Source organism: Chitinivorax tropicus (assembly GCF_014202905.1).
In the GTDB taxonomy this organism is placed as follows: domain Bacteria; phylum Pseudomonadota; class Gammaproteobacteria; order Burkholderiales; family SCOH01; genus Chitinivorax; species Chitinivorax tropicus.
In genome coordinates this window covers 24,830-38,932 of record NZ_JACHHY010000015.1, presented here as the reverse complement: position 1 = coordinate 38,932, position 14,103 = coordinate 24,830, and the positions used below count along the sequence as shown (strand labels likewise).

The following is a 14,103-nucleotide window of genomic DNA, read 5'->3' as shown; positions in this document are numbered from 1 at the left end:
ACGAGTGGCAACCACAGCTTGCTCCAACATTCGGCTCAGTGCGTCTGGCGGGCTGTTTTGCTCTGAGCCAGACCAGCACGAGACATGAAGCCATGCCAAAAAACCCAGGCCATCTGGCTCAAACCATCTGCGTGTGATTCTGCTGAGCACAGCCGGTGATTCTTCCTGCTCTGCCAAGATATTGTCAATACGTAAAAGAGATAAGCTTATTTCCGATTTATCAGTCTTGGCCCAGACATAGCTGACATGCAGCATGGTGTGTTGGTCGGAGCCAGGCCTGGCGGGGAGATGATGCAGGGGACGCAACCCGCCGGGGCGACCGCGCGGCAACACAATACGCTACCGGATCAGCCTGCAACATACTGCCGCTCTCCGCTTGGCCTATATTGGGAACGATCCCGCCAGCGGTATCGTCCACGTGTTTTATTGCATTTCTTGAGATAGGTTCGTCACGATGGTTGTTGAAACATGGTATAAACCCGGTTTTCAATCATTCGGCATTGCTCGATCGGGCGTGCCGACCTCATGATGGACCGCGGATTCTTTATCATTCTGGGCGCCCAGTTCTTATCTGCTCTGGCAGACAACGCACTGTTCATCGCCGCCCTGGCACTACTCAACTTTCAACATGCACCGGAATGGCATCAGTCGATGTTGTTGTGGTGTTTCACTGTCTCTTATGTGCTGCTTGCCCCCTTCGCCGGCTCTTTTGCCGATTCGATGCCCAAGGGGCGTGCGATGTTGATCTGCAATGGCATCAAGCTGGCGGGCTGTGTAGGCATGCTGGTGGGTGCGCCGCCGCTGTTGGCCTATGCACTGGTTGGCTTTGGCGCAGCAGCCTATTCACCTGCCAAGTACGGCATCGTCACCGAATACCTGCCCCATGAAAAGCTGGTGGCTGCCAATGGCTGGCTGGAGGGCGCAACCGTCAGCGCCATCATCTTCGGGACAGTATTGGGTGGCTTTCTGGTCAGTGAGCGGATTGATCATCTGGTACATAGCGTGCCGGTGATCGGTTCGCTGGATACGCCCACCTTTGCCATTTCAGTGCTGGCGCTGATCTATCTGGCCGCATCATGGATCAATCTCTACATTCCCAAGCTGGATGTAGAAATCCATCCCTTGCACTACAGCCCGAAGTATCTGGTGCGTGAATTCTGGACATGTGTGCGGAAATTGTGGCGAGACCCACAGGGCGGTCTCTCTCTTGCTGTTACCACCTTGTTCTGGGGTGCGGGCCGGACCATGCAGCTGGTGGTGATCAATTGGTCGATCATCTGGCTGGGCATCCCTTTCGAAAAGGCAACCCAGCTGGTGGCTGTTGTTGCGGTGGGCACCATTCTGGGTGCTGCGGCAGCCAGCTTCTACATCCCACTCAAACAGGCGTTCAGGGTGCTGCCTGCAGGCATCGCCATGGGGGTGTTCGTAATCAGCATGCTATTTGTGAATCAGGTCAGCGTGGCGGCCAGCCTGATGGTCATCGTGGGTGCCCTGTCTGGCTTTTTTGTGGTGCCATTGAACGCGATGCTGCAACACCGAGGGCATTCCATCATGGGGGCCGGGCACTCGATTGCGGTGCAGAATTTCAACGAAAACCTGGGCATTCTGGTCATGGTGGGCATACATGCCCTGCTGGTGAAGTTCTTCAGCCATCCGTTGCCCGCTGATATCAACCCTGTTGCCGCCGCCTATTTCAAGAAGGGTGATATGCCACCCATGTACGCCATCATCATCGGGTTTGGCTGCTTGCTGATGATTGTGATGACAATCATCTATCAAATGCATCGCAACGCGATCAAACGTGGCCTCATGCCAGCGGAAGGCGATGCCCCATATCATCATTGACCCCCAGGCTTCGCTGACCTGGTTCGGCCATCCTCACCCAAACCGGGCGATGGCCCCAATGAACAAGGGCTGCATCTGCAGCCCTTGTTCATTGGGGTGGCGATCCATCTGGCACGCTGTTTCAGCGGGCCTTCTCACGCAGCTTGTCCATCGACAACCCCAGTAACAATTGCTGATTGGCGATATTCAGCAAGGGCATCATTTCACCCAGCAGCTCTGCGGCAAAGGGCACGACATCCTGCACCTTCCCTTCACGGATCAAGGCCAGCGCACCTGCGAGATCAGGTTTGATCAATGGGTGAGGTGTTACATCCTGCGCCAACACGCGATTGCCACCGGCCTTGATGGCGGCGTTCATCCGGGCCTCCGCGATGCTGAAGGCTTCTTCTGCCTCAATATTAGGCTCAGTGTTCAGCACACCAACACTGGCGGTGTACCGCAGGATGTGGCCTTTGAAATTGATACGCGCCCCTTCCAGCGCGGTGCGCAGGCGTTCGGCAAGGATCATTTCCTCACCTGCTGCATGGCTGGCCGACAACACGCCAAAAGATGAATCACCCAGCCGGACAATGGTGTCTTCACCGCGAACCTTGGAGGCCAGCAATTTCGCCAATGCTTTCAGGATCTGATCCGACACGGCCTGACCGAACCGTGCTGCCGTCTCCTCGTAACGATCCAACTGCAGCAACAACAGAATCACGCGTTGATGGTGGCGGGCGGCGTGCGCAATTGCTTGGCGGGTATTGTGCTCCAGCAGATTGCGAGTCCCCAGGCCGGTCGTCGCATCTTCTGCAGCTTTCTTATCAAGCTCGGCGCGGCTCTCATCGAGTGCAGCCTCGGTTTCGGCACGCTGCACATTGGCAGTGACACGTGCGATCAGCTCGGTACGATCAGTGGATTTGGTGATGAAGTCACTGGCCCCCATCCCGACGGCACGTCGTTTCACCTCCTCTTCCTCATCACCCGAAATCACGATCACCGGCAATTTGCGTAATTGTGCGTCTTCGGTGGTACGAATCCGTTGCAGCAGGCCGAAACCATCCAGATTGGGCATGCCCAAGTCAGAAATCAACACCTGGATGTTCGGATGTGCCTTCAAAATCGACCAGGCATCCTCTCCATCCACGGCTTCGATGATGTCGAACACACCAGAAAGATGTTTGCGGATGGTGGCACGGACGATGCGCGAATCATCAGCGACGAGAATGCGCGGGAGTGAGCTGGCAGGAGTGCTATCGGCGTTCATGTGTTCAATGCATTTAGTGGTGAGCAGCAACCTATCTCACCCGCCAGCTCGCCTGACGTGATCAGGCAGGCTTCGCGGGGCTGTTGTGGCGGGCACAACAATGATCGGAGTGGGCTCTATGTGGCAAGAAAATCCAGCACCAGCTTGTTGAAGGCCTCTGGGCGCTCAAGGCAAGATGCATGGCCGCAATCCTCAATCACCGCGAGTTTAGCAGATGGAATGCGATCCGCCAGCAGCCGTGAATGATAAAGCGGTGTAAATCGATCATCCTCTCCAATTATGACAAGTGTATCAGCCTTGATCTGCGACAGATGATCGCGCACGTCATGCATCCGCATGCCATTGATCAGGCGGGCCAGCGGCGCCCAAGGCTGATTGGCGGCGAATTCACGCATCTTGGCAATCAACACGGGGTTGTGCCGCAGGTAGGTGTTGCCGAATGTCATGGCCAACCCGACATCGAAGCGCAAGGTGGGGTGCCCGCTGTTGGCGGCGGCGAACCACGTGTCAGCCACCACGTTGTTGACTTCATCCGACCAGGCCAAGGTGTCGGCCAGCACCAGTTTTCGCAGCCGACTGCGATGGCCGATGGCCACATGCTGGGCAACAGCACCACCATAGGAGATACCCACCAGATGAGCGGCTTCGATATCGAGGTGGCTCAGCAGCCCCACCAAGTCATCGGCATGTTGTGGCATGGTATAGGCATCTTGCTGGGGCTTGCCGGACTGCCATTGCCCACGCAGGTCGTAGCACAACACCCGAAAACCCGCTGCGACCAAAGCCGGCACCTGAAGCCCCCATGCCGCCGTGCTCATCGAGATACCATTCAGCAGCACCACCACATCGCGTCCATTTCCATGCAGCTCGTAATACAGCTCGGTTGTGTTCAGCTCGGCCAGCGGCATCAAATCTCCTTCAGTTGATTTTTCTGGATCTTGCCGGTCGTGGTGCGTGGCAACATCGTCTCGATGCAATATGTCTTGGGTTGCTTAAAACGCGCCAGCCGGGTCTGCAGAAATGCGCGCAAGGCTGCTTCATCCCACACCTGACCGGGTTTCAGCACCAGGTGGGCCACACCCACCTCGCCCCATTCGGCATCTGGCCGTGCGACGACGGCAGCCTCGGCAATGGCGGGAAATTGCAACAAGACGGCTTCTATTTCTGCAGGATAGACATTTTCTCCGCCTGAGATGTACATATCCTTCTTGCGATCGACAATCCAGGTATATCCCTCTGCGTCCTGCCGCACCAGATCACCGGTTTTCAGCCAGCCATCCTGAAACAGCTGCCGGGTTGCCGACGGATTCCGCCAGTATCCACTACACAGCGTCGGCCCGGCCAGCCACAGCTCACCCACTGAGCCCACAGGCACAGGGTGCCCTGCTTCATCGACCACTTGCGCCCGGGTCGCAAAATTGGCGAAACCCACCGAGCCCTGTTTGGCCAGCGCATCGTGCGCAGGTAGCGTAAAGCAATTGGGGCCCGCTTCGGTCAAGCCGTAGCCTTGAATGAACACCACGCCCCGTGCCTGATAGCGCTCGATCAACTCGACCGGGCAAGGTGCGCCACCGCTGATGCAAAAGCGCAGGTGGCTCAGATCGGTGTCAGCGAAGGCGGGGGAATCCAGCAGCCGCTGGAACATAGTGGGTACAGCAAACAGCGTGCTGATGCGTGCCGTCTCCAACCAATGCAGCACTTGCTCGGGGTCGAAAACCGGCAACAGCACCAGCCGCCCCCCCCGCAGCAGCAGTGGGGTGGTCAAGACGTGCAGGCCGCCGGTGTGGAAAAACGGCGTATGGATGATGGTGCTGTCCGCCCCGGACAGATCCCAGCTGATCGAGGTATTGATGGCATTCCAGCACACCATGCGCTGGGAAAGCAGCGCGCCCTTGGGCTTCCCCGTCGTTCCAGATGTGTACAACATCAGCACCGGTTGCTCGGGGTCAGTCTGTGACAATGGTGCCGGGCTGCCCGCCAATGCTTGCAGATCGGTAAGCGGCTTGGCCGGGCAGGCGTGCTGCAACCGTGGAATGGTTGCCGCCTGCGTGTCGTCATGGAGCAACAGGCAGGGCTCTGCGTCTTGCAACAAACCGGTCAGCTCGGCAGCGGTCAGGCGGGTATTCAAAGGCACCAGCACCGCCCGCAGGCGGGCACAGGCAAACAACAACAGGATGGTTTCCACCCGATTACGGGCGAGCAAGGCAACCCGGTCACCCGCCGCAACCCGCTCTGCGCGTAGCGCGCCCGTCAGCCGGTCACAGGCATCGGCCAGTTGCTGATAATTCCAACGAGCCCCAGTATCCGCCTCGATCAACGCCTCTCGGGACGGCGCCCGCAGCCGCCAATAGTCCAGCCACTCGCCCAGCGGGGTGATTGCAAGCATTCGTGGTCTCCATACAAAACGGCGCGAAAACGCGCCGTCTGCAGTCCTGAGGCTCGCCCGATGCCAGTGGGGCAGCGCCTAGGGCATCATTGTGCGCAAGCGTTGGCACGGCGCTCACGCACTGCCGAAGCCAATCGGCGCAACGCCACCTCGGTGTCGGCCCAGCCAATGCAGGCATCGGTAATGCTTTGACCGTAGCACAATTCTTTGCCAGGGATCAGATCTTGTCGCCCCTCTTGCAGATGGCTCTCGATCATGACACCGAAAATCCGCTTCTCACCGGCGGCCAATTGGTTGGCCACGTCATCAGTCACCTCCATCTGCCGACGATAGTCCTTACGGCTGTTGGCATGGCTGAAATCCACCATCAATTTGGGCGAGAGGCCAACCTTCTCCAGCTCTTTAGCTGCCGCATCCACACTTGCCGCATCATAGTTGGGCTCTTTACCACCACGCAGGATCACATGGCAATCAGGGTTGCCGGTGGTCGATACGATGGCGGAATGGCCGAGCTTGGTCACCGACAGGAAATGGTGCGGCACCTGGGCTGCGCGAATGGCATCGACCGCGATCTTCAAATTGCCATCAGTACCATTCTTGAAGCCGACCGGACAAGACAGCCCGGATGACAGCTCACGATGCACCTGTGACTCGGTGGTGCGGGCACCAATCGCCCCCCAGCTGATCAGATCGGCAAAATACTGCGGCGAGATCATGTCGAGGAACTCAGTCCCAGCCGGCACGCCCAGGTCGTTGATGGACAATAGCAGCTTACGGGCTGTGCGCAGGCCGTCGTTGATCTCGAAGCTGTCATCCAGGTAGGGGTCGTTGATCAAACCTTTCCAGCCGACTGTGGTACGGGGCTTTTCGAAATACACCCGCATCACCACTTCCAGGTCTTCGGCCAGCTCGTCGCGCAAGCCTTTCAGCTTACCGGCGTATTCCAAGGCGGCTTCGGTATCGTGGATCGAGCAAGGGCCGATCACCACCAACAGGCGGTCGTCCTGGTCACACAGCAAGCGGCTGATCGCCTGGCGGGCGTTATAGACCGTATGCGATGCGGTATCGGTGATCGGGTTGGTTTCGATCAAATAGATCGGCGGGGTCAACTCTTTGATTTCTTTGATATGTATATCGTCTGTTCTACGTCTCATGATGCTTCCAGCTCAAAGTCAATCCGTGATCGCGTCGCAACAATTTCGACGCACGAAGGTCATTATGACAGTGACTGCGCAATTCTGCAGCACCAATTTTCACCATTGCGCAATATTATTGCGCAACCTGCACTCTCAGGGCATCCAGCGCCAATTTCAACTGCTCGGCACCAATCTGCTCGACCAGCTGCCCGGCCCCTTCCGCATCTCGTTTAAGCACTTTATCCATGACATGGACGAATGATTCATACAATCGCATCAGTTCGCTTTTGCCCAGGCGAAAGACCATATAGGAACAGCGTTTGCCAGTCGGCAGCAGATCTTCCATGACCTGCACCATGAAGCTGTTGTTGGCATAAGGGTAGATCACCGTCAGGAAGACCGACAGCTTGTCGTAGAAACGTTCCAGATCGTTGCGCTCGGCGTATTCGCCCATCTCTTTGATCAGTGCCGTGAATTGCGCCAACTCATCGTCCTGCCACATGATTGCGGCATTCATGGCGACCTTTTTCAGCAGCATGAACCACAGCTCATACAGGCTGCGGATCTCAACCTCGGTCAGTGCTGACACCACAGCCCCACGTCGAGGCAGGATTTCGATCAAGTGGCGACGGGCGAGGATCAGCAACGCTTCGCGGACCGAGCCTCGGCTGACGTTCAGCTCACTGGCGATCCGCATCTCCTGAATCCGTTCCCCTGGCTTCAAATGCCCGGTGATGATCTGGTGCCCCAGGTAACGGGCAATCTGCTCTGTCAGCGAATCTTGGGGTATGAAAGTCATCTTGCGCTCAACCTGTATCGGGCACGTTCCAAAGTGGCTTACTGTGCCCGATCGGCCTCAATTGATCAATTGTTCAACAATCAATCAATCGTATTATTGACCAGTGCGTGCTGCCAAACCCGTTCTGATCCGCTGCAACGCGCGCTCCAACACGCTACGCGGGCAGGCAAAATTCAACCTGGCAAAGCCTGGGCTGCCAAATTCCGCGCCATCCGAGATCCCCACCCCGACTGATTCAAAAAACGCGGTGGGCGATGTGATCCCGGCGTCACGGCAGTCGATCCAGGCCAGGTAAGTGGCCTCACAACGTGTCAGCCGCAAGCCGTGGTAGCCATCCAATGCCTGCGTGACCGCATCAAGGTTGCCACGCAGGTAGTCGATCAACGCCTGCCGCCACGGCTCTCCATGCTGATAGGCCGCCTCGGCGGCTGCGTAACCCAGCACGTTGACATGGGGCACGAGGCCCAGCATGGCTTTGAGATATTGCCTGCGCAATGTTGCATTTGGAATCACTGCCATTGCACACCCCAGGCCCGCCAGATTCCAGGTCTTGCTCGGTGCCAACAAAATCATGCTCTGATCGAGTGCCTGCTCGCCCAGCGTGGCATAGCTGCAATGCTGCACATCATCCGCCAGCACCAGATCACAATGCACCTCGTCCGAGCAGACGACCACGCCATGCTTCGCGCACAAGGCATGGATCTGCGCCAGCTCATCCCGTCGCCACACCCGGCCAACCGGGTTATGGGGGTTGCACAGCAACAGTAGATCCGCCCCTTGCAGCGCCGTGTCCAAAGCTGGCCAGTCCCACTCCCATCGTCCTTCGACCTGCTTGAGCGGAACGGTGACGCGTGTCTTGCCCGCCTCGGTCGGTGCACTGAGGAATTTGGGATACACCGGCGTGGCCATGACCACCCTGCCATCCGGCTCGCCCACCGCTCGTGCGGCCAGATTCAAACCTGTCACCAGGCTGGGCAAGGGCACCAGCCACTCTGGGTGGATGAGCCAACCGTGACGGTTCTTGTGGTAGTCGATCAGCGCTGTGATCAAGCCCGCTGGCGGCAGACCATAACCATAGATCCCCTGCTCCACGCGGGCCTGCAGCGCAGCCTGGATGACTGGCGCAGCGGGAAAATCCATGTCGGCCACCCACATGGGGATGATGTCCTGTTGGGCATAGCGCTGCCACTTGAGGCTATCACTGTCACGGCGATCGATCACATGATCAAAGTCAAAGTGCATGGGAAAACTCTTTGTCAGTAAGGGGTGTCGCCATTCTTGGCTGAAGTGTGGATTCTCCGCAAGTGCCATGTCTGCGCTCATGCCGCATGTTATCGTCGGCAACACCGCGTCATCACTCCCCTATACACCACGTCAAGATCGGCTATGATGGCTGATCTGCCGACAAGGCTCTGCTGGCACTGTTTCAACAGAACCGACACCGAATCAGGAAGGTCATCATGCAAATGCTTTCGTTACCCCATAGCAATCTCACTGTCTCCCGACTCTGCCTGGGTACTATGACCTGGGGAGAGCAGAACACGGAAGATGAAGCCCATAGCCAGCTTGACTACGCGATCTCGCGCGGGATCAACTTCATCGATGCAGCTGAAATGTATCCAGTCCCCGCCCGCCCCGAGACGCAAGGATCGACGGAGCGTTATCTGGGTACCTGGCTGAAACGGCAGGATCGCAGTAAATTGGTGATCGCCACCAAGGTGGTCGGCCCTTCTCGGGGCCTGGAATGGGTGCGGGGGGGTGAAACCCCACGCCTCGATGCCCGTCAGATCCGCATGGCGGTGGAGGCCAGCCTCAAACGCCTGCAAACCGAATACATCGATCTGTACCAACTGCACTGGCCCGCCCGCTATGTGCCCATGTTTGGGCAAGTCGGCTATGATCCGACGCAGCAACGCCCTTCGCCCGATATCGAGACCCAGCTGGCCGCGTTGGCAACGCTGATCGAAGAAGGAAAAATACGCTACATTGGTGTCAGCAATGAAACCCCCTGGGGGGTATGCCAATTCACGCGGATCGCAGACAGCCTGCAGCTGCCACGTATCGTGACCATCCAGAATGCCTACAGCCTGTTGAACCGGACCTTTGAAATGGGCTTGGCTGAAACCTGCCATCATGAGCAGGTGGGGCTGCTGGCCTATAGCCCGATGGCATTCGGCCTGTTATCGGGCAAATATCTGGATAACCCGCAGGCAACGGGCCGTCTGAACCAGTTCCCGCAATTTGGTGGGCGTTATCAAAAACCCTATGTGCAAGAGGCCACCGCCGCCTACGTGAAGCTGGCACGGGAGCATGGCCTGTCCCCGGCCCAGATGGCGCTCGCCTTTGTGACCAGCCGTTGGTTCGTCGCCAGCAATATCATCGGCGCCACCAATCTCAACCAGCTGGCCGAAAACATCAACAGTGCGAGCTTACAGCTCAGTGATCCCGTTTTGAGCGAAATCGAGGCGATTCACCAGCGCCATCCGAACCCGGTGCACTAGGCTGCTCGACCACCATCAGCTGATCGGGCGAAACTTTGGTGACATCACCAAAGGTGACCTCGATCAGCTTTTGATTGCGCACTGCCTTGCCATTCTTGATGGCTGGGTTGAACTTGGCATGGCGCCAGACATACAGCGCATTGTCATCCATCAGGTCTGATGGGTTCGATTCCACCACATCGACTTTCTCTACCTCACCTTTTTCATCGACCCATAGCCGCAACAACGCCCGACCATTGATCTCCTTGTCCGGGTTCTTCAGTGCCCACACTGGCAGAAACGGGGTAATCGGCTCCGTCGGCACGGCGGGCTCGTCCACCTCAGCCGAGGGGTAATAGGTCAGATCGGGCGCTTCAATGATCCCCAGGCTGGGCATGAACGGTACAGGCTCAGGCAACACCACTGCCGGTGAACCCGGGCTCTCTTCAGGCGAAGCGGTGGCCTGCGTCTCGCCCAACATGGTGGGCAGCGATGTGTGGGCGGAAGGCGGGGGGGGGCTTTGCTTAGGCAGCTTCAGCTTGGATTGTGGCACGGAAAGCGGCGTTGCCTTGGCTGGGCTGGCAGGCGCCACCATCTTGCGATCCACCTTGGACAGGTGGACAGAGATGGATTGCCGGGACTGGCTGCTGGGCCGATCACCATAGGCAGTCAACCCAAAGATCAACAGGTAATGCAGCGCCAAGGATAGCGATAGCGCTGTCATCAAATTCAATATGGAACGCCCTGTCGTCAAGCTTGCCACCTTGCAGAGCGCCCCATCACACGGTTACTTGCCCGCGCCCAGCTCTTTTTCGATCTGTTCGCGAGAAATGGCCCCTGGCACCAGCTTGCCATTCGGGAACACGATACCCGGTGTGCCACTGATGCCATATTGCTCTGCCAGGCTGGCGATCTTGGCCAGCGGGGTATCACATTTGCCTTCGCCTTCCGGCAGCTTGCCCTCATGCATCAATGCATTCCATGCCGAGACACGATCCGCCGCGCACCAGACCAGGGCGGATTTACGGGGTGCGTCGGGGTGCAATTGGGCCAGCGGGTAGAGGAAGGTATAGATGGTGACGTTATCCATATCCTTCAACGAGGCTTCCAGACGCTTGCAGAATGGGCAATCCGGGTCAGAGAACACCGCCAGCTTACGCTCACCCTTGCCCTTGACCACTTTGATGGCATCGTCGAATGGCAGCGTGCCGAAATCGACACGGCGCAGATCAGCCGCCCGCTCTTCTGTCAGGCTCTTGCGCACCGACAGATCAACCAGATTGCCATCCATCAGATACTTGGCTTCGCGATCCACGTAGACGATATCGCGCTTGTTGACCACCACCTCGTACAAGCCGCTGATCGGCGTGTTGGCCACGCTATCGATTTTGACATTGGGCAGGCGTTCTGCCAGCTTTTTCTTGATGTCCTCAGCCACCGCAGGCTTGACCGGGCCTTTGTCCGCTTGCTTATCCGCCGCCACGGTGGAATTCGGCAGGCAGGCCGCCAGCGCCAATGTCACCGCCACCGAGGCGCTCACACGCCCAACTTTCAACATGAATGTACTCAACGATTTCTCCAATGTATTTCAAGGTTCTGCTGACACGGTTTCCCTAAACTTGTGCCAAAGCGGGTTGAGGGCAAGACCACGTACCACATGCGCTGCATGGCGGGCCATGCCAGCGCGTGACAACAATGGACCGCCCCACCTCCCATCTCTACCCATCGGGCTGGCCTGATCTTGCACCCGAGCCCGGCAGCAAGACGACGCCACATCATGATCCATGCAAGCGGCTTGCGACAACGGCACAGGCCCAACACCGGCCAACGCGGACTAGGAAACCATGTCAACAGAACCTAGTGCATGACGAATCAGCCGATGCTTGATCGGGCCCAAGCGGTCTGTCAATGCCAGACCTGTATTACGCAACCAGCCAAGTAGGCTGTTGTCGTTATTGAACAGGCGCTGCAGACCATCCGTCACAGTCTGCATGGCCAGGATATCTTCTTTGCGCGCCCGCTCGTAGCGGCGCAGCAGCAAATGCTCCCCGATGTCTTCGCCAGCCCCGGCGGCCTTCAGGACGCGAGCAAGGATGCATGCATCCTGAAAGCCCAGATTGACGCCCTGCCCAGCCAGTGGGTGGACATTGTGGGCGGCATCCCCCACCAGCGCTAGCCGATGCGAGACGATACGATCAAGATGCAACAACCGTAGCGGGAAGGCCGCGGCGAGAGTCACCAGCTTGAGCTTGCCCAGCTCGTGGTTGCCAGCCTGGGCGACCCGCTCACACAGGATGTCTGCATCAAGAGCGACCAGCTCGTCCGCTTGCGCATCCCAGGTAGACCATACCATTGACATAAGGTTCCCAGGCAACGGCAGCCATGCCAGGATACCGTCCGGGAAGAACCACTGACGAGCGACCTGTCCATGATGGCGCTCACACGCGAAATTGGCCACCACACCTTTTTGCTGGTAGAGGCGGGGCGCAGCGGTGATACCAGCCTGGGCACGCACCCAGGAATTCGCACCGTCAGCACCGACCAGCAATCGACCTTCAATCACCCGCCCATCCGCCAGTGTCAACGAAGCCGCATGGCCATCCAGCGCCATGTGGGTGGGCTCTGCAGGGCAGATGATCTGCACATTGTCCGCCGCTTTGACAGCTTGCCACAGCGCATCCTGCAGCAGCCGGTTTTCCAGTATGCAGGCCAGTTGAGGAACCCGCACATCGGCTGCCGAAAAAGCCAAGCAGGCATCTTGGGCATCGCCGCGCACCTTCATCTGGCTGACCGGCGACAGACGATCTCCCGGCATACGCTGCCAGGCACCCAGCTCTGTCAGGAATTGCTGGCTACCTGGGCTGATGGCATAGATCCGCGTATCCCAGGAATCATCCTCGGGCAAGGGAGCGGGTGCCCGCCCATCGATCAACGTCACCCGCAGCCTGCTTCCGGCCAAGGCCAGGGCCAAGCTGCTGCCAACCAGCCCTGCACCTACGATGATGACATCACTTTGCAGATCACTCATGCCCCGGCTCCAAATACCATATGTTGCGTAAAACGCTTGCGGGCGGCGGGCACCAAATCCAGCAAGGCCAAGCCGCTGCCTCTTGCCGAGCTGGCGAGGCTGCCCGGCAAGGCAAATAATTTGATCAGGCTGTCGGTAAAGGCCGTCGTGGTGGTCGCATCCAGCTTACGCACCTTGGCGTACCGATTCAGCATGGGCTGCGTCCCCAGCGTGTCGCGCGCTGTCGAGGCCACGACATCCGCCAATGCGATCGCATCACGTAGGCCAAGATTGAAACCTTGTCCGGCGACGGGGTGCAACACCTGGGCCGCGTTGCCGATCAGCACCGTGCGCACGCCCACTGGGCTGACCAGCCGCCGCAAAGCCAGCGGGAAGGATGCACGCGGCCCGGTGGAGATGAAACGCCCAGCCCGATCCCCCATCCTGCCTTGCAGCTGCGCCAGGAACACCTCATCCGACAATGCCATGCAGGCTTCCACCTCATCATTGCCGCAAGTCCACACCACCGTGAACCCCTCGCCACGCGGCAGCAAAGCCATCGGGCCCTGTTCGGAAAACCGTTCATAGGCCACCCAACGCTGGGCCTGATCTGTCCTGACATCGCAGATCACAGCATGCTGCCCATAATCCTGCATGCGACGCTCGATGCCGGGCAAGGTCGTCAGGCTTTTGCCGCCATCGGCCACCACCAGCAAGCTGGCTGTCACCATTTTCTGTTTATGGCCTTGATTCAGACGCATGGCCACATAGCCTGGCAGTGCCTTGACCGTATCCAGCTGTACCCCTTGCTGATAGTGGACAGGCGCTTGCAACAGGCGGCGATGCAGTGCGCCAGCCAAGTCCCCATAATTCACCACATAACCCAGAGCAGGCACATCCAGCTCTTCACACGACAAAGTCGCGTGCCCAAACCCACTCCGCTGCGAAACATGAACAGTCTTGATCGGTGTGGACTCCTGCAACCCCTGCCAGGCGCCAAGCCGCTCAAGCGTCTGGACACTCCCCCATGACAGGGCAAGGGCGCGTGGGTCGGGTTTGGGCTCACCTGCCCGAGCCTCCAGCACGGCCACATGCAGGCCGGCATCCTGCAATGACAAGGCCAGAGCCGCACCCACAGGGCCGCCACCGACGATGGCGATGTCGAGATGATCAGGTAATTGGGCAATCTGATTGGTCATGACCG

At 58.4% G+C, this 14,103-nt stretch carries 12 protein-coding genes; 2 read left to right on the top strand and 10 right to left on the bottom strand.

Features of this window, described 5'->3' with window-relative positions; all coding sequences use genetic code 11:
* The first annotated feature begins 525 nt into the window (after positions 1-525).
* Positions 526-1,845 (top strand): lysophospholipid transporter LplT, encoded by a 1,320-nt coding sequence (gene lplT, locus HNQ59_RS12400; protein ID WP_246490979.1) that lies wholly within the window; start codon positions 526-528, stop codon positions 1,843-1,845.
* A 121-nt stretch (positions 1,846-1,966) separates the two neighbouring features.
* Here the strand turns inward: lplT and HNQ59_RS12395 are convergent, their stop codons facing one another.
* The 6 genes from HNQ59_RS12395 to HNQ59_RS12370 form a co-directional block, all read right to left on the bottom strand.
* Complete coding sequence (locus HNQ59_RS12395; protein WP_184039773.1) at positions 1,967-3,091, bottom strand: GGDEF domain-containing response regulator; 1,125 nt, start codon at positions 3,089-3,091, stop codon at positions 1,967-1,969.
* 116 nt (positions 3,092-3,207) lie between these two features.
* Positions 3,208-3,999 carry an alpha/beta fold hydrolase gene (locus HNQ59_RS12390; protein WP_184039759.1) on the bottom strand — a complete coding sequence of 264 codons (792 nt, stop codon included), beginning with the start codon at positions 3,997-3,999 and terminating at the stop codon, positions 3,208-3,210.
* Positions 3,999-5,477, bottom strand: coding sequence for an acyl-CoA synthetase (locus tag HNQ59_RS12385; protein ID WP_184039757.1), 1,479 nt, complete (start codon positions 5,475-5,477; stop codon positions 3,999-4,001). Before HNQ59_RS12385 ends, HNQ59_RS12390 begins: the two co-directional genes overlap by 1 nt.
* A gap of 86 nt (positions 5,478-5,563) precedes the next feature.
* Complete coding sequence (gene aroG, locus HNQ59_RS12380) at positions 5,564-6,631, bottom strand: 3-deoxy-7-phosphoheptulonate synthase AroG (RefSeq protein WP_184039754.1); 1,068 nt, start codon at positions 6,629-6,631, stop codon at positions 5,564-5,566.
* Between the two features lie 115 nt (positions 6,632-6,746).
* Positions 6,747-7,412: a GntR family transcriptional regulator gene (locus HNQ59_RS12375; protein ID WP_184039751.1), complete on the bottom strand. Its 666-nt coding sequence runs from the start codon at positions 7,410-7,412 to the stop codon at positions 6,747-6,749.
* Between the two features lie 93 nt (positions 7,413-7,505).
* On the bottom strand, positions 7,506-8,654 hold the full coding sequence (locus HNQ59_RS12370; RefSeq protein ID WP_184039748.1) for a MalY/PatB family protein: 1,149 nt from the start codon (positions 8,652-8,654) through the stop codon (positions 7,506-7,508).
* Between the two features lie 218 nt (positions 8,655-8,872).
* Between HNQ59_RS12370 and HNQ59_RS12365 the strand changes: the two genes are divergently transcribed.
* Positions 8,873-9,913 (top strand): NADP(H)-dependent aldo-keto reductase, encoded by a 1,041-nt coding sequence (locus HNQ59_RS12365; protein ID WP_184039745.1) that lies wholly within the window; start codon positions 8,873-8,875, stop codon positions 9,911-9,913.
* Here the strand turns inward: HNQ59_RS12365 and HNQ59_RS12360 are convergent.
* From HNQ59_RS12360 to HNQ59_RS12345, 4 genes are all read right to left on the bottom strand, one after another.
* Positions 9,849-10,616 carry an energy transducer TonB gene (locus HNQ59_RS12360; protein WP_184039742.1) on the bottom strand — a complete coding sequence of 256 codons (768 nt, stop codon included), beginning with the start codon at positions 10,614-10,616 and terminating at the stop codon, positions 9,849-9,851. The genes HNQ59_RS12365 and HNQ59_RS12360 overlap by 65 nt on opposite strands.
* Positions 10,617-10,679: 63 nt before the next feature.
* Positions 10,680-11,450 (bottom strand): DsbC family protein, encoded by a 771-nt coding sequence (locus tag HNQ59_RS12355; RefSeq protein WP_221320238.1) that lies wholly within the window; start codon positions 11,448-11,450, stop codon positions 10,680-10,682.
* Between the two features lie 276 nt (positions 11,451-11,726).
* The gene (locus HNQ59_RS12350; protein ID WP_343074260.1) at positions 11,727-12,920 is read right to left on the bottom strand and encodes a UbiH/UbiF family hydroxylase; all 1,194 of its coding nucleotides are present in this window, start codon (positions 12,918-12,920) and stop codon (positions 11,727-11,729) included.
* On the bottom strand, positions 12,917-14,098 hold the full coding sequence (locus HNQ59_RS12345) for an FAD-dependent monooxygenase (protein ID WP_184039739.1): 1,182 nt from the start codon (positions 14,096-14,098) through the stop codon (positions 12,917-12,919). The genes HNQ59_RS12350 and HNQ59_RS12345 overlap by 4 nt, the downstream gene beginning before the upstream one ends.
* Positions 14,099-14,103 lie beyond the last annotated feature (5 nt).

What these genes read in the sequence shown, in the direction of transcription:
- lplT (WP_246490979.1), top strand. Translation starts at nt 526, where the DNA reads ATGATGGACCGCGGATTCTTTATCATTCTGGGCGCCCAGTTCTTATCT.
- HNQ59_RS12395 (WP_184039773.1), bottom strand. Translation starts at nt 3,091, where the DNA reads ATGAACGCCGATAGCACTCCTGCCAGCTCACTCCCGCGCATTCTCGTC.
- HNQ59_RS12375 (WP_184039751.1), bottom strand. Translation starts at nt 7,412, where the DNA reads ATGACTTTCATACCCCAAGATTCGCTGACAGAGCAGATTGCCCGTTAC.
- HNQ59_RS12370 (WP_184039748.1), bottom strand. Translation starts at nt 8,654, where the DNA reads ATGCACTTTGACTTTGATCATGTGATCGATCGCCGTGACAGTGATAGC.
- HNQ59_RS12385 (WP_184039757.1), bottom strand. Translation starts at nt 5,477, where the DNA reads ATGCTTGCAATCACCCCGCTGGGCGAGTGGCTGGACTATTGGCGGCTG.
- aroG (WP_184039754.1), bottom strand. Translation starts at nt 6,631, where the DNA reads ATGAGACGTAGAACAGACGATATACATATCAAAGAAATCAAAGAGTTG.
- HNQ59_RS12345 (WP_184039739.1), bottom strand. Translation starts at nt 14,098, where the DNA reads ATGACCAATCAGATTGCCCAATTACCTGATCATCTCGACATCGCCATC.
- HNQ59_RS12355 (WP_221320238.1), bottom strand. Translation starts at nt 11,450, where the DNA reads ATGTTGAAAGTTGGGCGTGTGAGCGCCTCGGTGGCGGTGACATTGGCG.
- HNQ59_RS12350 (WP_343074260.1), bottom strand. Translation starts at nt 12,920, where the DNA reads ATGAGTGATCTGCAAAGTGATGTCATCATCGTAGGTGCAGGGCTGGTT.
- HNQ59_RS12365 (WP_184039745.1), top strand. Translation starts at nt 8,873, where the DNA reads ATGCAAATGCTTTCGTTACCCCATAGCAATCTCACTGTCTCCCGACTC.
- HNQ59_RS12360 (WP_184039742.1), bottom strand. Translation starts at nt 10,616, where the DNA reads ATGACAGCGCTATCGCTATCCTTGGCGCTGCATTACCTGTTGATCTTT.
- HNQ59_RS12390 (WP_184039759.1), bottom strand. Translation starts at nt 3,999, where the DNA reads ATGCCGCTGGCCGAGCTGAACACAACCGAGCTGTATTACGAGCTGCAT.